The organism is Pseudomonas sp. Pse79 (genome assembly GCF_024519615.1).
Taxonomy (GTDB): Bacteria; Pseudomonadota; Gammaproteobacteria; order Pseudomonadales; family Pseudomonadaceae; genus Aquipseudomonas; species Aquipseudomonas veronii.
Genome location: NZ_JALJRR010000032.1, coordinates 1 through 18,998, shown reverse-complemented (window position 1 = coordinate 18,998; position 18,998 = coordinate 1). Strand labels below are relative to the sequence as shown.

Genomic DNA, 18,998 nt, shown 5'->3' with positions numbered 1-18,998 from the left:
GACATGAAAGGCGCATCGCTTCGTCATCAGCCCCCACCCGCACCCGGCCGCAAGCCGGTGCCACGGGGTGCCAGCCGAATGGTGGCTAAAGAGCCGATGTCGGCGCGCCTGCCGAAAGCCAACTTTGGTTTCCTCAAGGCGCTGTTCTGGCCGGTGTTGCTGGTGGTGTTGGGCTTCGGCACTTACGAAGGCGCGCAGCGTCTATTGCCTTATGCCGACCGGCCGATCACCAAGATCAGCGTGCAGGGCGACTTGAGCTACATCAGCCAGCAAGCGGTGCAGCAGCGCATCGGCCCGTTCCTGGCGGCGAGCTTCTTCACCATCGACCTGGCCGGCATGCGCCGGGAGCTGGAGCAGATGCCGTGGATCGCCCACGCCGAAGTCCGCCGTGTATGGCCGGACCAGGTGACGATCCGCCTGGAAGAACAACTGCCCGTGGCCCGTTGGGGCGATGAGGCGCTGTTGAACAACCAGGGCCAGGCGTTCACCCCGCGTGAGCTGGCCAATTACGAGCACCTGCCGCAGCTGTTCGGGCCGCAGCGGGCGCAGCAGCAAGTGATGCAGCAGTACCAGGCCTTGAGCCAGATGCTGCGGCCGCTGGGCTTCTCCATTGCACGCCTGGAATTGCGTGAACGGGGCAGCTGGTTTTTGACGACCGGGGCAGGCAGTTCCGGCCCGGGCATCGAGTTGTTGCTGGGACGCGACCGCTTGGTGGAAAAGATGCGCCGCTTTATTGCCATCTATGAAAAGACCTTGAAAGAACAGATTACGAACATTGCGAGCGTCGACCTGCGTTACGCCAACGGCCTTGCCGTCGGCTGGCGTGAACCGGCTGCGCCCACGGCAGCGCAACCCGCTGTCGCGAAGAATTAAGAAGAGGCAGGACCCATGGCAAACGTGCAAAGCGGCAAAATGATCGTCGGTCTCGATATCGGCACCTCCAAGGTGGTGGCGCTGGTGGGCGAGGTCGGGGAAGACGGCACGATCGAAATCGTCGGTATTGGCACGCATCCGTCCCGGGGCCTGAAGAAGGGCGTGGTGGTGAACATCGAGTCCACCGTGCAATCGATCCAGCGCGCCATCGAAGAAGCGCAGCTGATGGCCGGTTGCCGGATTCACTCGGCGTTCGTCGGCGTGGCGGGCAATCACATCCGCAGCCTGAACTCCCACGGCATCGTGGCGATCCGCGACCGCGAAGTCAGCGCGGCCGACCTTGAGCGCGTACTCGACGCCGCCCAGGCCGTGGCGATCCCGGCGGACCAGCGCGTGCTGCACACCCTGCCGCAGGACTACGTGATCGACAACCAGGAAGGCGTGCGCGAGCCCCTGGGCATGTCAGGCGTGCGCCTGGAAGCCAAGGTCCACGTGGTGACCTGCGCGGTCAATGCCGCACAGAACATTGAAAAGTGCGTGCGTCGCTGCGGCCTGGAAATCGACGACATCATTCTCGAGCAACTGGCTTCGGCCTACTCGGTACTGACCGACGACGAAAAAGAACTGGGCGTGTGCCTGGTCGACATCGGCGGCGGCACCACCGACATCGCGATCTTCACCGAGGGTGCGATCCGTCACACCGCCGTGATCCCGATTGCCGGCGACCAGGTCACCAACGACATCGCCATGGCGTTGCGCACACCGACGCAGTACGCCGAAGAGATCAAGATCCGCTATGCCTGCGCCCTGGCCAAACTGGCCGGCGCCGGTGAAACCATCAAGGTGCCGAGCGTGGGCGACCGTCCACCGCGCGAGCTGTCGCGCCAGGCCCTGGCCGAAGTGGTCGAGCCGCGCTACGACGAGCTGTTCACCCTGATCCAGGCGGAACTGCGCCGCAGCGGCTACGAAGATTTGATCCCGGCCGGCATCGTGCTGACCGGTGGCACCTCGAAGATGGAAGGCGCGGTCGAACTGGCCGAAGAGATCTTCCACATGCCAGTTCGCCTGGGCGTGCCCCATGGCGTCAAAGGCCTGGGCGACGTGGTGCGCAACCCGATTTATTCCACCGGTGTGGGCTTGCTGTTGTACGGGCTGCAAAAGCAGACCGACGGCATTTCCCTGTCGGGCCCGAGCATCCGCGACAGCTACCGCGGCGACGACGAAGCGAAAGCGCCGTTGTTCGAACGGTTGCAGGCTTGGGTCAAAGGCAATTTCTAACGATTTACCGCAACACCGTAAAAAAGCAGTAGGCGAAAAAACTAGAGAACACGAAAGGAGAGGGAAAATGTTCGAACTCGTAGACAACATCCCCGCAAGCCCGGTCATCAAAGTGATCGGTGTCGGCGGTGGCGGCGGCAACGCTGTCAACCATATGGTCAAGAGCAACATTGAAGGCGTTGAATTCATCTGCGCCAACACTGATGCCCAGGCGCTGAAGAGCATCGGCGCGCGGACCATCCTGCAATTGGGCACCGCCGTGACCAAGGGCCTCGGCGCTGGCGCCAACCCGGAAGTCGGCCGTCAAGCCGCGCTGGAAGACCGCGAGCGTATCGCCGAAGTGCTGCAAGGCACCAACATGGTGTTCATCACCACCGGCATGGGCGGCGGTACCGGTACCGGTGCAGCGCCGATCATCGCCGAAGTGGCCAAGGAAATGGGGATTCTGACGGTCGCCGTCGTGACCCGTCCGTTCCCGTTCGAAGGCCGCAAGCGCATGCAGATCGCCGACGAAGGTATCCGTCTGCTGTCTGAAAGCGTCGACTCGTTGATCACCATCCCCAACGAGAAGCTGCTGACCATCCTGGGCAAGGACGCGAGCCTGCTGTCCGCGTTCGCCAAGGCTGACGATGTACTGGCCGGTGCCGTTCGCGGTATCTCCGACATCATCAAGCGCCCGGGCATGATCAACGTCGACTTTGCCGACGTGCGTACCGTGATGAGCGAAATGGGCATGGCGATGATGGGCACTGGCTGCGCCAGCGGTCCGAACCGTGCGCGTGAAGCCACCGAAGCGGCCATCCGCAACCCGTTGCTCGAAGACGTGAACCTGCAAGGCGCACGCGGCATCCTGGTGAACATCACCGCCGGTCCTGACCTGTCCCTGGGTGAGTACTCCGACGTGGGTAGCATCATCGAAGCCTTCGCTTCCGAGCACGCGATGGTCAAAGTCGGCACCGTGATCGATCCGGACATGCGCGACGAACTGCATGTGACCGTGGTCGCGACCGGCCTGGGCGCAAAAATCGAGAAGCCTGTAAAGGTCATCGACAATACCGTTCATACCGGCCACAACAGCCACGCCAGCCAAGCGGCTGCCGCTCCAGCGCCTGCGCGTCAGGAACTGCCGTCGGTGAACTACCGTGATCTGGACCGTCCGACCGTGATGCGCAATCAGGCTCAGGCCGGTGCTGCAGCGTCCCGTAGCCCGAATCCGCAAGATGATCTGGACTACCTGGACATCCCGGCATTCCTGCGTCGTCAGGCCGATTAATGGAATGTATCAGGGCTATGAAGGTGATTGGTGTTCAGCAAAGGTCTGGTCTGCTATTATCGCCAGCCTTTGTTGATACCAGTTCGCAATTTGCGCTGAAGCGGTCCAAGCCATGATTAAACAACGCACCCTGAAGAATATTATTCGTGCCACAGGTGTAGGTCTGCACTCCGGGGAGAAGGTATACCTGACCCTCAAACCTGCACCTGTCGACACCGGCATCGTGTTTGTTCGTGCCGACCTGGACCCTGTGGTGCAGATTCCTGCTCGCGCGGAAAACGTCGGCGAAACCACGATGTCGACCACATTGGTCAACGGTGACGTCAAGGTGGACACGGTGGAGCACTTGCTCTCGGCCATGGCTGGCCTGGGCATCGATAACGCCTACGTCGAGCTCTCCGCGTCCGAAGTCCCCATCATGGATGGCAGCGCTGGTCCCTTCGTATTCTTGATTCAATCTGCCGGCCTGGAAGAACAGGACGCAGCCAAGAAGTTCATTCGCATTCTGCGGGAAGTGACAGTAGAAGACGGCGACAAGCGCGCCACCTTCGTCCCGTTCGAAGGCTTTAAAGTGAGCTTTGAGATCGATTTCGATCACCCGGTATTTCGCGACCGCACCCAAAGCGCAAGCGTGGATTTTTCCAGTACTTCGTTCGTAAAAGAAGTCAGCCGCGCCCGCACCTTTGGTTTCATGAGTGACATCGAGTACCTGCGCAAGCACAACCTCGCACTCGGCGGCAGCGTTGAAAACGCCATTGTGGTCGACGCGGATGGTGTACTGAACGAAGACGGCCTTCGCTATGAAGACGAATTCGTGAAGCACAAGATCCTCGATGCAATCGGTGACCTCTACCTGCTGGGCAATAGCCTGATAGGCGAGTTCAAAGGCTTCAAGTCGGGCCACGCCCTTAACAACCAGCTGCTGCGCAAGTTGATTGAGCAGACAGATGCTTGGGAAGTCGTGACCTTCGAAGATGCCAGCACCGCACCGATCTCTTACATGCGTCCCGTTGCGGCGGTGTAAGTAACAACTCTCTTTCTTTAGTTTTTAAGGGCTGCCTTCGGGTGGCCCTTTTTATTTTCCGTGGCGAGCGAGCCACAACGGCCTGTTCGCCTCAGTCATCGCGCCGTTGCCTCCACGATGCAATTGCGCCCACTGTGCTTGGCTTCATACAGCGCGCGGTCCGCACTGAGCTGCAAGTCCTCCAGGGACATGCGACTGCGCTTGTCCCACGTACTCAGGCCAATGCTCACGGTAATCGGCCGTTCATCCCCCGCCACCCGTGGCAAGTGCTCGACGCCGCGGCGGATATGCTCGGCGATTAGCCATGCGCCCCTGATATCGGTAGACGGCAACACCACGGCGAACTCTTCACCGCCATAACGTGCGGCCAGGTCGGCCGGGCGACGGATGTTGCCGCCGATCACCTGGGCGACGTTGCGCAACGCTTCATCGCCGCCGTGATGGCCATGACGGTCGTTGAATGCCTTGAAGTGGTCGACGTCGATCATCAACAGCGTCAGCGGTTCGGCGGAGCGCTGGGCGCGGTCCCATTCCAGGCGCAGGCGTTGGTCCAGAATGCGCCGGTTGGCCAGGCCGGTGAGCGCGTCGGTGGCTGCCAGTTCTGACAGCACCTTCTCCGCGCGAAAACGGCGGCGCAGTTCCCGGCGCAGCATCCAGGTCAGCCATAACAGGCCGATACACAGGATGCCGGTGGCGCCGCCGGTCAGCGTCGCCGCGCGCTTCCATGGCGCGAACACGTCCTCACTGGACAACGCCACGACCACAATCAGCGGCAGCTCGCCGACATTGGTGAAGGTATACAGGCGCTCCTTGCCGGTGATGGTCGAGATGGCCCGAAAGCTGCCGCTTCCTTCGCGTAACATGCGCTTGAAGTTGGGGCGATCACTCAGGTCCTTGTTGATCATGTCGCGCTCCAGCAGCGGTTGCTGGGCCAGGAGAATGCCGTGGCTGCTCAACAGGTTGACCGAGCTGCTATTGCCGATGGTCAGGCTGTTGAACAACTGATCGAAGTACGCCAGGCGCATGGTGGCCACCGCGACCCCGAGGAACTCGCCGTTGGCGCCGGTGACGCGGCGGCTGAACGCGATGCGCCAGACTTGCTCGCAATGGCACTGAATCATGAACGGCCGGCTGATGAACAGGTCGCTCTGGTTGGTGATTTTATGCACGAGGAAGTAGTCGCGATCAGCCAAATTACGCGAGGTCGGCTTGAGCGTCGAAGAGTCAGCAACGACGGCGCCATTGGCGTCCAGCAACAGCACTTGGTCTTTGAACAGCGCGGCCGTCGACAGCTCGAATTGCACCAGATGCCGGATATCCCCCGATACCTTGGACAAATCCGTGCGCTGCGTGGCGGCGATCAACCCTTGCAGCGCGAGGTCGTATAGCTCGACGTTACGCAGCACATCGGCGTTGATCAGTTGGGTGATGTTGGTGGTTGAGCGTTTCGCCGCCTGCAGGGTGCTGGCGTGTTCGCGGATCAACAGCACCGCGACGATAATCACAATCAATGCGACGGTGAAGCCGCTGCCTAGCATCAACAATAATTCTGTGCGTTCAGATGGGGTACGAAAAGGGCGTGGACTCATCGGGCAGACTTCAACGGTGAAGATACTGGCAGTTTAGTTCTACCCGATGAAAATTGATTGTTTGGTTGCAAAGAAAGTGCGGCGACTTAGAACACGTTGATCGGATAGTCGACGATCACCCGGTATTCATCCACATCCCGATCCACCGCCGAGTAGCCATTGCTGCCGCGGTTGGTCGCCCATTGCAGGCGCAGGGACAGATCCTTGGCCTTGCCGCCCTGCACCACGTATTTCACGTCGATGTCCCGTTCCCAGTGCTTGGCGTCCTGGCCGTCGGCGCTGTACCAGGCGCTGTAGCCCCGGCTGGTGGGATCGACTTTGCTCAGGTCGGTCTTACCGCTGCTGTAGGACACGGCAGTGGTCAGGCCCGGCATGCCGAGGCCGATGAAGTCGTAGGCGTACTTGAGCTTCCACGACCGCTCGTTGGGGCCGTTGAAGTCCGAGTATTGCTGGGAGTTGTCCAGGTACACGCTGTCGCCCTGGGTGATGTAGTCGAACGGTGTGTTGCCGTTGACCCGCTGGTACGCGGCGGTGACGCTGTGGCTGCCCACGACTACGGTGAAATGCAGGCTGTAGGTGTTGTTGTCGATGTTACCCAGCAACGACTGGCCGCTGTCTTGGGTGTGGTAGTAGTGCAGGCCGGGGTTGAGGCTGACCAGGTCGTTCAGCGCGTAGGTGTAGTCCAGGTCGTAGTAGTACTGGTGCCACACATCCTTGAGTTCGGCGGCGTACAGGTTGCTGGTCAGTCCCGGCACGCCGCTGAACGACACGCCGGCCCAGTCCAGGTGCTGGCTGTCGGTGTGTTCCGGCAGTGTGCCGTAGCTGGTGCCGATGCGCTGGTGGCCGCTCTGGTTGTAGAGCTTGGTGAAGCTGGCCTGGCCGCCTTCGATCATCCAGCCGTCGAGGCTGTGGTTGGTCAGGCTTACGCCGCGAAAGGTCTGGGGCAGCATGCGGGTCAGGCCGCCGGCGATCACCGGGTTGTTGAGGAACAGGTCGCCGGCTTTCAGTTCCGTGTCGAACGCGCGCATCTTCAACGTGCCGCCTGCGGTGGAGAACGACCCCGGCGCCTTGCCGCTGCCTTGACTGTTGCCATACGGGAGGATGCTGGAGCCGTCGGTGCCGCCACCGCCGTCGAGCTTGAGGCCGAGCATGGCGTGGGCATCCAGGCCGAAACCGACGGTGCCCTGGGTGTAGCCGGATTCGAAGATGCCGAGAAAGCCCTGGCCCCATTCTTTGTTGTCATCAGTGTGGATGTCGTGACGGTCGCGGTTCATGTAGTAGTTGCGGGCGTTGAGCTTGAGGCTTGCGCCTTCGACGAAACCGTCGGCGGGGGTGGTGTCTGCTGCGTGGGCGAGGGGGGCGATCGTTGCTGTAATCGCGAGGAATAACGGGGTGAACGTCAGCGAGTTCTTCACCGGTGGAGCTCCTTTGGTCAAACGGAAACGGCCAATGTCGTGGGGGTGTGCCTGGCCTTTTTTGCGGCAAAAAAAAAGCCGCTGAAGTCAGCGGCTTTAAGACAGATTCCCAGTGTAGAGCCCTGGAAAAAAGTCGAGGGAAATTCGGGTAAGCAGGTCAGCTGTCTTTGCCGTCGCGCTCATCGATGCGTCAAATTAACGCAGGCGAGCGCTGCGATACAGAGTGTAACAAGATAATGACTGTTGCCCAAATCGCAACAGTCAGAGATTTGGCGCAATCCAATGTGGGAGGGGGCTTGCCCCCGATGGCGGTGTATCAGTCACTGAAGTACTGACTGATCCGTCGCTATCGGGGGCAAGCCCCCTCCCACATTGGTCTGAAGTGTTCTCAAGCGTTAGACGGGCAGGGTAATACCGAAGGTGTTGCCGCCGGCGTCACTGCGCACGAACACATCGCCGCCATGCATCAGCGCAATCGCCTTGACGATGGCCAGCCCCAGCCCATGGTTGGCGCCACTGTTGCTGCGCGATGCGTCCACTCGATAGAAGCGTTCGAACAGCCGAGGCAGGTGCTCGCTGGCAATCGCGTCGCCGGGGTTGGTCACGGCGATCGCCACCTGATGCTCCCGCACGTCGATGTTCACCGCGATGACCTGCCCTGGCGCGGTGTGCTGCACCGCGTTGCTCAGCAGGTTGATCAGTGCGCGGCGCAGGTGGGCTCTTTCGATCTGCACCTGGGCGTCGCCGTGGACGTGCACCCGGACCTGGGCGTCTTCGAGGATGAAGTCCAGGTAGTCGAGGGTGGTCGCCACTTCGTCGGCCAGGGAGCTTTCGATCAGCTTGGTGGCCTTGCTGCCCTGGTCGGCGCTGGCGAGGAACAGCATGTCGTTGATGATCGAACGCAGGCGCTCCAGTTCTTCCAGGTTCGATTGCAGCACCTCGAAATAATGTTCGGCCGAGCGCCCGCGTGTCAGGGCCACCTGGGTCTGGCCGATCAGGTTGGTCAGGGGCGAGCGCAGTTCATGGGCGACGTCGGCATTGAACGATTCCAGGCGCGAGTAGGCCTGTTCGACGCGGTCCAGGGTGGCGTTGAACGAGTTGACGAACTGACGCAACTCCGGCGGCAGCGGCGACAGTTGCAGGCGCCCGGAGAGTTTCGGCGGTGCGAGTTTCTGCGCTTCGTCCGAGAGTTTACTCAGCGGCTTGAGGCCGATGCGCGAGACCCAGAACCCCAGCAGCGCCGCCAGCACCACGCCGATAAACGCCAGGCTGATCAGCGCCACCAGCAAGTGGTGCTGGGTGGCGCGGAAGTTTTCGGTGTCGATGGCGATCATGAAGCGCAACGGCGGGCGCTGGTCCTGGGCGGGGAACTGGCTCACCAGCACCTTGAACGGTTCGGTGTGATCGGCCAGGCGCAAGTCGCGCTTGCCGGTCGGGCCGGTGGCGAAGGCGCGGATCTGTGCGTCCGGGCTGCCATATTCGTAGTTCGGGTCGCTGCTCACCACCCAGAAACGGATGCGCTTGTCTTCCTCGGCCAACAACTTGAGTTTGGCCTTGATCTTGGTCCAATGCTCCGGCGTGCCGAAGCGCTTCACCGACGACTCCAACACGCTGTAGCGCGCATCCAGTTCGGCCTCGGGTAACAGGCCCAAGCCACGGTCCACCTGCTGATAGAGCGCGCCGCCGATCAACAGGAAGATCAGCAGCGCCACCAGGGTGAACATGCCGCTCAAGCGCAGCGCGATGGAGTTAGTTGACACCGCGGTTCTCCAGCACATAACCCATGCCACGGATGGTGTGCAGCAGCTTCTGTTCGAACGGCCCGTCGAGCTTGGCGCGCAGGCGTTTGATCGCGACTTCGACCACGTTGGCGTCGCTGTCGAAGTTGATGTCCCAGACCATCTCCGCGATGGCGGTCTTGGACAGGATCTCACCCTGGCGCCGCGCCAATACGCTGAGCAGCGAGAACTCCTTGGCGGTCAGGTCCAGGCGCACGCCGTTGCGGCTGGCCTTGCGGCTGATCAGGTCGATCCACAGGTCGGCGACCGTCACCTGCACCGGTTCGTGCCCGCCACTGCGGCGGGTCAGGGCTTGCAGGCGCGCCACCAGCTCCAGGAACGAAAACGGCTTGCCCAGGTAATCGTCGGCGCCTTCACGCAGGCCGCGAATGCGGTCTTCCACGCGCTCGCGGGCGGTGAGCATGATCACCGGCGTTTGCTTGCGCGCGCGCAGGGCACGCAACACGCCGAAGCCGTCGAGACCGGGCAGCATCACGTCGAGCACGATCACCGCGTAATCGTTTTCCAGCGCCAGGTGCAAACCTTCGACGCCTTCACGCGCCACGTCGACGGTGTAGCCTTGCTCCGTCAGGCCGCGATGCAGGTAGTCCGCGGTTTTTTCTTCATCTTCAACGATCAGTACGCGCATGACCCCGCCTTAATGTGTGGTCGCCAACGCGGGCGTTGGTGTGGGCCGGTGGAAAAACCGCTCAAGGTACAAGTATATGATCGGCGTGGTGAACAGCGTCAGCGCCTGGCTCACCAGCAAGCCGCCGACCACCGCGATCCCCAGCGGTTGGCGCAGTTCCGCGCCGGGGCCTGCGCCGAGCATCAGCGGCACGGCGCCGAGCAGGGCGGCGAGGGTGGTCATGATGATCGGCCGGAACCGCGTGACGCAGGCTTCGTAGATCGCTTCCTCCGGCGGCAGGCCTCTGACCCGCTGGGCTTCGAGGGCGAAGTCGATCATCAGGATGCCGTTCTTCTTCACGATGCCGATCAGCAACACCAGGCCGATCAGGGCCATGATCGAAAAGTCCTGGCCCAGCAGCCACAACATGATCAACGCGCCCAAGCCAGCCGAGGGCAGGGTGGAAATGATCGTCAGCGGGTGGACGAAACTTTCGTACAGCACGCCGAGAATGATGTACACCGCCACCAGCGCCGCGAGGATCAGCCACGGCTGGCTGGCCAATGAACTCTGGAACGCCTGGGCCGCGCCCTGGAAGTTGCCGAGGATGGTGGCCGGCATGCCGATTTCGTTCTTGGCCTGGTTGAGCATGATCACCGCATCCCCCAACGCCACGCCGGGCGCCAGGTTGAACGACAGGTTGGCCGCCGGGAACATGCCGTCATGGCTGATGGACAGCGGGCCCACGCTGGGCGGGTCGACCTTGGCCAGGGCCGACAACGGCACCATCTCGTTGGTCAGTGGCGAGCGCAGGTAGAAGTAATTGAGGCTTTCGGCTTTGCCGCGTTGCTGGGTATCGAGTTCCAGCACCACTTGGTATTGGTTGATTTCGGTCTGGAACTCGTTGATCTGGCGCTGGCCGAACGCGTCGTACAACGCCTGGTCGACATCGGTGGCGGTCAGGCCGAAGCGCGCGGCGGCCTGGCGGTCGATGCTGATGTGGGTGATGCTGCCGCCCAGTTGCAGGTCGTTGGACAGGTCGCGAAACGCCGGGTTGGCGCGCAGTTTTTCGGTGAGGCGCTGGGTCCAGGTATTCAGTGTCGCGCCGTCGTTGCTCTTGAGCACGTACTGGTACTGGGCGCGGCTGGGGCCGGAGCTGAGGTTGATGTCCTGGCCGGCGCGCAGGTACAGCACGATGCCCGGCACCTTCGCCAGTTTCGAGCGGATGCGGTCGATGAACTGGCTGGCGGACACGTCGCGATCGCCGCGGTCTTTCAAGGCGATCCAGAAACGGCCGTTGGCGATGGTCTGGTTGCTGCCGGTGACGCCCACCGAATGGGAAAACGTTGCCACTGCCGGGTCAGCCTTGATGATCTCGGCCAGGGCCTTGTGCTTGGCGACCATGTCCGGGAACGACACATCGGCCGCCGCTTCGCTGGTGCCGAGCACGAAGCCGGTGTCCTGCACCGGGAAAAAACCCTTGGGGATGAACACGTAGCCGACCACCGCCAGCGCCAGCGTGACCACGAAGATCGCCAGCATGCTGCGTTGATGGACCAGGGCGCGGCGCAGGTTGCGCGCATAGCCGGCCAGCAGGCGTTCGCTGAAACCGGGCTTGGCGTGGGCCGGATGGGTCGGGGCGCGCATGAACAGCGCCGCGAGGGTCGGCGCCAGGGTCAGCGAAACCACCACCGAAATCAGGATGGTCGAGGTCGCCGTCAGTGCGAATTCCTTGAACAGGCGCCCGACCACGCCGCCCATGAACAGCAGCGGAATGAACGCCGCCACCAGCGAGAAGCTGATGGACACCACGGTAAAGCCAATCTCGCCGGCGCCCTTGATCGCCGCTTCACGCTTGCCCAGCCCGGCTTCGAGATGGCGGTGAATGTTCTCCACCACCACGATCGCATCGTCCACCACAAAGCCCACGGCGATGACGATCGCCACCAGGGTCAGGTTGTTCAGGCTGAAGCCCATCAGGTACATCAGGGCGAAGCTGGCGATCAGCGACACCCCGAGCACGCTCGACACAATCAACGTCGCCGACAGCTGGCGCAGGAACAACGCCATCACCGCCACCACCAGCAGCACGGCGATCAGTAGGGTCACTTCCACTTCATGCAGGGAGGCGCGGATGGTCTTGGTGCGGTCGCTCAACACGCTGACCTGCACCGACGCCGGCAGCATGGCCTGCAGGCGCGGCAGTTGCGCTTGAATGCGGTCGACGGTCTCGACGATGTTCGCGCCGGGCTGGCGCGAGATCACCAGGTTGACCCCCGGGGTGTCGCCGGACCAGGCTTGTACGTAGGCGTTTTCCGAGCCGTTGATGACTTTAGCGATATCGCGCAGTTGAACCGGCGCGCCATTCTTGTAGGACACGATCAGTTGGGCGTAGTCCCCGGGCTGAAACAGCTGGTCGTTGGTCGACAGCGTCGACACGCTGTTCTCCCCGTAGATCGCGCCTTTGGCCAGGTTCAGGCTCGACTGCTGGATCGCCACGCGGATGTCGGCCAGGGTCAGGCCGATGGCCGCGAGCTTGTCGGGCGAAGCCTGCACGCGAATCGCCGGACGTTGCTGGCCGGTGATGTTGATCTGGCCGACGCCGTCGATCTGGCTGATCTGCCGTGCCAGCAGGGTTTCCACGTAATCGCTCAGCTCGGTGCTGGGCATGCTGTCGGAACTGACGCTGAGGATCAGCACCGGGCTGTCTGCCGGGTTGACCTTCTTCCAGGTCGGCAGGGTCGGCATATCCCTGGGTAACTTGCCGGAAGCGGTGTTGATCGCCGCCTGGACTTCCTGGGCGGCGGTGTCGATGCTCTTGTTCAGGGTGAATTGCAGGGTCAAGAGGCTGGAGCCCAAGGCGCTGCTGGAGGTCATCTGGGTCATGCCGGGGATGGCGCTGAATTGCACCTCCAGCGGCGTGGCCACCGAAGAAGCCATGGTGTCCGGGCTGGCGCCGGGCAGTTGCGCGCTGACCTGGATTGTCGGAAATTCCGCTTCCGGCAGCGGGGCGATGGCCAGTTGCGGGAAGGCAATCAGCCCGAGCAACACCAGGGCGAAGGTCAGCAGCAGGGTCGCGACCGGGTGGTCGACGCACCACGCCGACGGCGAGCGGCTGGCGTTCATGGTTGCACCTTGGCGTCGACGGTCTGGATCACTTGCGGCGGTTCTTTGAGCACGTCGACCCGAGCGCCGGCCTTGAGCCGCGACTGGCCATCGCTGACCAGCACATCACCGGCCTGTACGCCTTTGATGAGCGTCACATCGCTGTTCTGGTAGGTGACCTGCACCGGCACCACCTCCACCTTGTCGCCGTTGACCCGGTACACAAAGTGCGCGTCCAGGCCGCGTTGCACCACGGTCGGCGGCACCACCAGGGCGTTTTTGTCGAGGCCGGTCTGGATCTTGATGGTCACCAGTTGCCCCGGCCACAGGCGCTGCGTGGCGTTGTTGAACTCGGCCTTGGCGCGCAGGGTGCCGGTGGTGGAACTGATCTGGTTGTCGATCAGGCTCAGGTGGCCTTCACCGAGCAGGTCGCCGGTCTGGCCGTCGGTGTCGGCGCCCAGGTAGGCGTCGACGCTGGCTGGGGTAGGGGCCGCGATCAGGCTTTGCAGAGTGGGCAGCATCTGTTGCGGCAGGGAAAATTCGACGGCAATCGGGTCGATCTGCGTCACCGAGAACAGCCCCTGGGCATCGCTCGTGCGCAGGAAGTTGCCTTCATCCACCGTGCGAATCCCTACGCGGCCGCTGACCGGCGAGCGAATCTGAGTGTAGGAAAGCTGCACCTTTGCCGCATCGATCGCGGCCTGATTGCCCTGGACGGTGGCATTGAGTTGGTTGACCAATGCCTGTTGCTGGTCATAGGTCTGCTTGGACACGCCGTCGTCGACACTCAATGCCTTGTAGCGCTTGAGGTTGATCAGCGCGACTTGCAACTGCGCCTGGTTTTCCGCCAACAGCGCCTTGGCCTGCTCGAGGCTGGCGCGGATCGAGCGGTCATCGATGGTCGCCAACAGGTCCCCGGCCTTGACCTGCTGGCCTTCCTTGACCAGTAATCGGGTGAGGATGCCGTCGACCTGCGGGCGGATCACCACGCTGTGCAACGACAGCACCGTCCCAATGCCGCTGACGAAACGCGGGATGTCCTGTTGCGCCACGCTCACCACCCGTACCGGGATCGCTGTCGGCGCCGCCAGTTTGGGTTTGGCCGGCCGCGTCAGGGCCCAGGCTGCAATCGCCAGCACCACGAGGACTCCGACGATCAGCGCGGTTTTTCGTTGAATTTGCATGGAAGTGAGGTGCCAGGGCAGAGGAACGGAAGAGTGAGGTGTCTTTATAGCCCGTCAACCCGGTCAGCAAGGTGACTGCTAACTGACAGCGCTGTCAGTAAACGCCGACCATTCCTACAGGCGGTGGTTAAAGATCCTGAGGGCGCAGGTATACTGCGCGCCAGTGTGGCCCGCAAGCTGGCCCCGCATCAATTTTTGCCTGCTCCGGAGCTTCCATGACTTCCCCGACACATCCCCCTGTTGAAGCGGCCGACCTCGTCGATCCGGCCAGCGCTGAAAGCGTTGAAAAAACCGAGATCCCGGCGTTCAAGTTTCCGTTCAAACCGGGTGAACTGGCCGGGGCCAAGAATGCCGCCCAGCCGTGGTACAAGAACGGCGCCAAGAACGGGCATACCAAGTCCCCAGGCATGGCGCCGCCGGGCACCCGTCGTTCGATGGGTAAACGCTGAGAATAATAAGTCGCACGCTGTGTCGACTATTGCCTACAACGTCTGCTGAAATTTCTGATTGTAGGGCCACGACCGTTTCTTGAAAGCTTGCACAGCCTCCGTGCCGCCCCGGCGTTTTCCGTCGGCGCGGGAGGGTGAGGTTGGACTTTCCGGAAAAGGACGTTTCCTGTGGCTCTGATACACATTTGTGCCGTGCTCGCGTTATTGCTGGCGGCCGATAGCGTTGCCGCCGGTGAGTCGCCACGGCGCGAAATCCGTTTCGCCGTCGCTGCGCAATTCTCGCCTTTCCAGAGCCGCAACCCGCAAGGCCAACTGGTCGGCCTGAACATCGACCTGGGTAACGCCCTGTGCGTGCAGTTGAATGTGCGCTGCACCTGGGTCGACCAGGTGCTGGTGGAAAACTTCCCGGCCCTGGAGGCCCGGCAGTTCGACGCAATCATGGGCATGGCGCCTACGTCGATGCGTCGGCGCTGGGTCAACTTCACCGATGAGCTGTATCCGTTCACCACGCGCCTGGTCGCCCGCAGAACATCCGGCCTGCTGCCGACCGTGCGGTCGCTCAAGGGCAAGCGTGTCGGGGTGTTGCTGGGCAGTAATCGCGAAGCCTTCGCCCGAGCGCGGTGGGCGCCCAAGGGCGTTATCGTCAAGAGCTTCTGGCTCAATGACGAACTGATTCGCAGCCTGGTGGCGGGGGATATCGATGCGACCCTGCAAGGCACCGTGGAAATCCGTGAGGTGCTGCTCGATACCGTCGATGGCCAGGACTTTGACTTCCTCGGCCCCGCGATTTCGGCCGAACTCCTGGGCAGCGGCGTGGCGATCGCGGTGCGCAAGCCCGATACCGCCTTGCGCAATGCCCTCAACTGCGCCCTTGAACAACTGATGCAAAGCGGCGAATACCAACGGATCATTCAGCCCTACCGCCTGGATGCCGTTTCCGTCGCGCCCAACGACTAGGCGGCGCGCAGCGGGATAAACGCATAGTTGGCTGGCACCTCGGTGGCAAGCTGTGCCCCCGCGTCCAGCAACTGTTCGGCGATGTCCATCGCGGACACATGAAACACCCACTCATTCGCCACGCCGGGCTGGCTCGCCGCCAGCTCGATCGCCTGGGTAAAGGCATCCATCTGCGGCAGGTACGCCGTAAAGCCATCGCCCTTGAGCGCCGTGGTGCGAATCCCCAACAGGGCACACACCGCCTCTTTGGTCTGCACATCGTCGCGGTCGGCCTGGCGCGAGCGGCGGATCAGTTCAGCCAGTTCCGCGTCCATCAGCTCGCCGCCGGCAATCAATACCGGGCCCTGTTCCCACGACTCCGGCGGGCATTCCTTGGCGGCAGGGTTCAACGGGATGTGCGGGTTGATCTCCATCGGATAGATGCGGCAGACCAACGGTCGGCGTTCATAGATGCGGCACAGGTTGTCTTCGTCAAGATTCCGGCAGCGTCCGGGGTTGTAGGCGGCAAAGGTGATGGCCACGAATGCCTGGGTCGTGCCGCTGGGCACCATCGCCGAACGGCGTTCGGCATGTTCGCGTTGTTGCAGTGGCAGGCCCAGGCCGTTGCCGAGAAAACCTTCCACCAGAACGATCACGCTGCCGCCGTCAGCCGCCCACTGGCGGGCTTCTGCGAGGGTCAGGGGGACATGGTGGTCGGTGCAGCATTTGCCACAACCGACGCAGGAAAAATGAGTGTTCATGGCAGATCTGTCACCAGGCTAGGTCAGAGGGCTCGCGCGAACGGTGACGGGTTTTCACCTCTTTTCAACGTTCGGGAGCACTGAAAGCAAGTTGTGCGCCAGTGCCCGTCAGTCTTCGCTGACCACATCGCGCAGCACGAACACCATGCCCGCGCTTTCATAGAGTTGCCGGGCGCGTCGGTTGCTTTCCAGGACCTTGAGGTCCACGTAGGGTTCGCCGCGCTGCTTGAACACCTGGAAGGTGTGCAGCAACAAGGCGCGGCCCAGCCCCTGGCCCTGGGCGCAGGGGTGTACAGACAGGTTCTTGATGAAGGCGCTGGTCCAGCACTGGGCCACGCCGAGGATGCCCTCGGCATTGCTCGCCACCAGGCACAGCGTGGGGTCGAACTCGGCATCGGTCACGAACTGCCGCTGCCAGGTTTGCAGGTCGGCGACGTGGCCGCCGCCTTGCGCCTGGGTCATGCGCAACACCGCGTGAATCGCCGGGGCCCATGCGTCGCGGTAGTGATCCAACTGCGTACCGGCCGGCCACTGCGGCGCGGGCAGGTCGCGGGTGAGGTCGCGGCGTAGCAGTTGGAAATACTCGGCCACCGCTTACAGGCCCTTTTGCGCCACGGTCTGGGCGGCCACCACCAGGCATTTGGTCAGTTCGGGCGAGGAGAATTTGGTCAGCACCGCGTCGGCCCCGGCCACGCGCGCTTTTTCGCTGTTCATCGCGCTGTCCAGGGAGGTGTGCAACAGCACGTAAAGGTCCTGGAAGTCCGGGGTTTCGCGCAGGGTGCGGGTGAGGGCGTAACCGTCCATTTCGGACATTTCGATGTCCGACACCACCACATTGATCTGCTCGACGGTGCCCTGCAGTTCCAGCAGCACGTCGATCGCTTCCTTGGCGCTGCGCGCCGTGTGGCAGGTCAGACCGAGGTTGCGCAGGGTGTGTACTGATTGTTGCAGGGCGACCTGGCTGTCATCCACCACCAGGATTCGCGCGTTGCCCAACACTTCGGCCTCTTCCATGGTCAAGTCGGTCGGCGCCATTTCAATCGGTGCCGGGGCGATGCCGTGGATGACTTTTTCGATGTCCAGCACCTGCACCAGCCCACCTTCCACCTGGGTGACCCCGGTGATAAACGAGCGATTGCCGCCGGCGCCGAAGGGCGGCGGACGGATATCGGTGGTCAGGCAATGCACGATCTTGCTCACCGCCTGCACATGCAGGCCCTGCTTGGAGCGGCTGACATCGGTGACGATCAGGCAGCCGCCGTCCGGGTCTTCCAACGGCATTTCGCCGAGGGCGCGGCTCAGGTCGATCACCGACAGTGAGGTGCCGCGCAGCATGGCGATACCTTTGACGTGCGGATGGGACTCCGGCAGCTTGGTCAGCGGCGGGCACGGGATGATTTCGCTGACTTTCAGCAGGTTAATGGCCATCAACTTGCCGCTGCGCAAGGTAAAGAGCAGAAGCGAGAGTGAGTCTGCGCGGGCTTTAGACGTGGACATAAAAACCTTCTGTGGATCAGGGTTGATCATCTATGGAGGGTTATCGACTTCATCGGCCCAGGCTTTAGGGGAATGGGCCGATGAAGTTGACTTATCTCAGCCCTTCCATACCTGCGGGTTGACCAGATCCTGCGGGCGGTGGCCGAGCAGGGCGCTGCGCAGGTTGTCGAGGGCGCGGTTGGCCATGGCTGTGCGGGTTTCGTGGGTCGCCGAGCCGATGTGCGGCAGGGTCACCGCATTGCTCAATTGGAACAGTGGCGACTCGGCCAGCGGTTCCTTTTCATACACGTCCAGCCCCGCCCCGCGAATACGCTGGGTTTGCAGGGCTTCGATCAACGCCGGTTCGTCGACCACCGGGCCGCGGGAAATATTGATCAGGATCGCGCTGGATTTCATCAGTCCCAGCTCGCGATGACTGATCAGGTGCCGGGTCTTTTCGCTCAACGGCACCACCAGGCAGACGAAGTCCGCTTCGGCGAGTAACTGATCCAGGCTGCAGAACTGTGCGCCCAGTTCCTGCTCCAGTGCGGGCTTGCGGCTGTTGCCGCTGTACACAATCGGCATATTGAAGCCCAGGCGCCCGCGCCGGGCCACGGCGGCGCCGATATTGCCCATGCCGACGATGCCCAGTGTCTTGCCATGCACGTCGCAGCCGAACAACGACGCGCCCACGCTGGCTTTCCACTCGCCGGCCTTGGTCCATGCGTCCAGCTCGGCCACCCGGCGTGCGCTGCTCATCAGCAGGGCGAAGGCGAGGTCGGCGGTGCTTTCGGTGAGGACGTCGGGGGTGTTGGTGAGCATGACCCCGCGTTCGCTGAGGTAGGCCACGTCATAGTTGTCATAGCCTACCGAGATGCTGGACACCACTTCCAGCCGGCTCGCGCCTTCGAGTTGCGCGCGGCCCAGCTTGCGCCCCACGCCGATCAGGCCGTGGGCATGGGGCAGGGCTTCATTGAACTGTGCATTGATGTCGCCCAGCTTGGGGTTGGGGGCGATCACCTCGAAATCCTGTTGCAGGCGTTCGATCATTTCCGGGGTGATACGGCTGAAGGCGAGGACAGTCTTTTTCATTGCAGGCGGGCTCATCGACTACGGAAGAATGCCAAGCAAGCTAACATTCCTGCCGGTAATTGTCAGGACACCGTTGAACCTCTGTGGGAGGGGGCTTGCCCCCGATAGCAGTGTGTCAGCCAATACATGCATGACTT

General features: G+C 62.4%; 16 protein-coding genes. 6 read left to right on the top strand and 10 right to left on the bottom strand.

Features of this window, described 5'->3' with window-relative positions:
- The first annotated feature begins 3 nt into the window (after positions 1–3).
- The 4 genes from NR164_RS27180 (at position 4) to lpxC (ending at position 4,448) form a co-directional block, all read left to right on the top strand.
- Positions 4–873: a cell division protein FtsQ/DivIB gene (locus NR164_RS27180; protein ID WP_026139894.1), complete on the top strand. Its 870-nt coding sequence runs from the start codon at positions 4–6 to the stop codon at positions 871–873.
- A gap of 15 nt (positions 874–888) precedes the next feature.
- Entirely contained in the window at positions 889–2,151 is a 1,263-nt protein-coding gene (ftsA, locus tag NR164_RS27175; RefSeq protein ID WP_017845923.1) for a cell division protein FtsA, read from the top strand.
- Positions 2,152–2,218: 67 nt separating this feature from the next.
- The gene (gene ftsZ, locus NR164_RS27170) at positions 2,219–3,424 is read left to right on the top strand and encodes a cell division protein FtsZ (RefSeq protein ID WP_017845922.1); all 1,206 of its coding nucleotides are present in this window, start codon (positions 2,219–2,221) and stop codon (positions 3,422–3,424) included.
- Positions 3,425–3,536: 112 nt separating this feature from the next.
- A complete protein-coding gene (lpxC, locus tag NR164_RS27165) occupies positions 3,537–4,448 on the top strand; it encodes a UDP-3-O-acyl-N-acetylglucosamine deacetylase (RefSeq protein ID WP_003171886.1) in 912 nt (303 codons plus the stop codon).
- Between the two features lie 95 nt (positions 4,449–4,543).
- Here lpxC and NR164_RS27160 read toward each other — a convergent pair whose 3' ends face one another.
- The 6 genes from NR164_RS27160 to NR164_RS27135 form a co-directional block, all read right to left on the bottom strand.
- Complete coding sequence (locus tag NR164_RS27160) at positions 4,544–6,037, bottom strand: sensor domain-containing diguanylate cyclase (protein ID WP_079442879.1); 1,494 nt, start codon at positions 6,035–6,037, stop codon at positions 4,544–4,546.
- 86 nt (positions 6,038–6,123) lie between these two features.
- Entirely contained in the window at positions 6,124–7,452 is a 1,329-nt protein-coding gene (locus NR164_RS27155) for an OprD family porin (protein WP_256823510.1), read from the bottom strand.
- A 395-nt stretch (positions 7,453–7,847) separates the two neighbouring features.
- Positions 7,848–9,212, bottom strand: a complete 1,365-nt coding sequence (locus tag NR164_RS27150) for a heavy metal sensor histidine kinase (RefSeq protein WP_256823509.1) — start codon at positions 9,210–9,212, stop codon at positions 7,848–7,850.
- On the bottom strand, positions 9,202–9,879 hold the full coding sequence (locus NR164_RS27145; RefSeq protein WP_017845918.1) for a heavy metal response regulator transcription factor: 678 nt from the start codon (positions 9,877–9,879) through the stop codon (positions 9,202–9,204). Before NR164_RS27145 ends, NR164_RS27150 begins: the two co-directional genes overlap by 11 nt.
- A 9-nt stretch (positions 9,880–9,888) precedes the next feature.
- Positions 9,889–12,984, bottom strand: coding sequence for a multidrug efflux RND transporter permease subunit (locus NR164_RS27140; protein WP_057004271.1), 3,096 nt, complete (start codon positions 12,982–12,984; stop codon positions 9,889–9,891).
- Entirely contained in the window at positions 12,981–14,147 is a 1,167-nt protein-coding gene (locus tag NR164_RS27135; protein WP_046384646.1) for an efflux RND transporter periplasmic adaptor subunit, read from the bottom strand. The genes NR164_RS27140 and NR164_RS27135 overlap by 4 nt, the downstream gene beginning before the upstream one ends.
- 215 nt (positions 14,148–14,362) lie before the next feature.
- On the opposite strand from NR164_RS27135, the gene NR164_RS27130 reads away from it, so the two are divergent.
- Together NR164_RS27130 and NR164_RS27125 are read left to right on the top strand one after the other, a co-directional pair.
- On the top strand, positions 14,363–14,596 hold the full coding sequence (locus tag NR164_RS27130) for a hypothetical protein (RefSeq protein WP_017845915.1): 234 nt from the start codon (positions 14,363–14,365) through the stop codon (positions 14,594–14,596).
- Positions 14,597–14,764: 168 nt separating this feature from the next.
- Positions 14,765–15,553, top strand: coding sequence for a transporter substrate-binding domain-containing protein (locus tag NR164_RS27125; protein ID WP_046384645.1), 789 nt, complete (start codon positions 14,765–14,767; stop codon positions 15,551–15,553).
- Here the strand turns inward: NR164_RS27125 and NR164_RS27120 are convergent.
- The 4 genes from NR164_RS27120 to NR164_RS27105 all read right to left on the bottom strand — a co-directional run bounded on the left by NR164_RS27120 (position 15,550) and on the right by NR164_RS27105 (position 18,861).
- On the bottom strand, positions 15,550–16,293 hold the full coding sequence (locus NR164_RS27120; RefSeq protein WP_046384644.1) for a YkgJ family cysteine cluster protein: 744 nt from the start codon (positions 16,291–16,293) through the stop codon (positions 15,550–15,552). The genes NR164_RS27125 and NR164_RS27120 overlap by 4 nt on opposite strands.
- A 108-nt stretch (positions 16,294–16,401) precedes the next feature.
- The gene (locus NR164_RS27115; RefSeq protein WP_046384643.1) at positions 16,402–16,884 is read right to left on the bottom strand and encodes an N-acetyltransferase; all 483 of its coding nucleotides are present in this window, start codon (positions 16,882–16,884) and stop codon (positions 16,402–16,404) included.
- Positions 16,885–16,887: 3 nt separating this feature from the next.
- On the bottom strand, positions 16,888–17,790 hold the full coding sequence (locus tag NR164_RS27110) for a chemotaxis protein (protein ID WP_017845911.1): 903 nt from the start codon (positions 17,788–17,790) through the stop codon (positions 16,888–16,890).
- Between the two features lie 96 nt (positions 17,791–17,886).
- Positions 17,887–18,861: a D-glycerate dehydrogenase gene (locus NR164_RS27105; protein WP_108525404.1), complete on the bottom strand. Its 975-nt coding sequence runs from the start codon at positions 18,859–18,861 to the stop codon at positions 17,887–17,889.
- Positions 18,862–18,998: the final 137 nt, after the last annotated feature.

Excerpts from the sequence above, each read along its gene's own strand:
- NR164_RS27180 (WP_026139894.1), top strand. The coding sequence starts at position 4 with ATGAAAGGCGCATCGCTTCGTCATCAGCCCCCACCCGCACCCGGCCGC.
- ftsA (WP_017845923.1), top strand. The coding sequence starts at position 889 with ATGGCAAACGTGCAAAGCGGCAAAATGATCGTCGGTCTCGATATCGGC.
- ftsZ (WP_017845922.1), top strand. The coding sequence starts at position 2,219 with ATGTTCGAACTCGTAGACAACATCCCCGCAAGCCCGGTCATCAAAGTG.
- lpxC (WP_003171886.1), top strand. The coding sequence starts at position 3,537 with ATGATTAAACAACGCACCCTGAAGAATATTATTCGTGCCACAGGTGTA.
- NR164_RS27160 (WP_079442879.1), bottom strand. The coding sequence starts at position 6,037 with ATGAGTCCACGCCCTTTTCGTACCCCATCTGAACGCACAGAATTATTG.
- NR164_RS27145 (WP_017845918.1), bottom strand. The coding sequence starts at position 9,879 with ATGCGCGTACTGATCGTTGAAGATGAAGAAAAAACCGCGGACTACCTG.
- NR164_RS27140 (WP_057004271.1), bottom strand. The coding sequence starts at position 12,984 with ATGAACGCCAGCCGCTCGCCGTCGGCGTGGTGCGTCGACCACCCGGTC.
- NR164_RS27135 (WP_046384646.1), bottom strand. The coding sequence starts at position 14,147 with ATGCAAATTCAACGAAAAACCGCGCTGATCGTCGGAGTCCTCGTGGTG.
- NR164_RS27130 (WP_017845915.1), top strand. The coding sequence starts at position 14,363 with ATGACTTCCCCGACACATCCCCCTGTTGAAGCGGCCGACCTCGTCGAT.
- NR164_RS27120 (WP_046384644.1), bottom strand. The coding sequence starts at position 16,293 with ATGAACACTCATTTTTCCTGCGTCGGTTGTGGCAAATGCTGCACCGAC.
- NR164_RS27110 (WP_017845911.1), bottom strand. The coding sequence starts at position 17,790 with ATGTCCACGTCTAAAGCCCGCGCAGACTCACTCTCGCTTCTGCTCTTT.
- NR164_RS27105 (WP_108525404.1), bottom strand. The coding sequence starts at position 18,861 with ATGAAAAAGACTGTCCTCGCCTTCAGCCGTATCACCCCGGAAATGATC.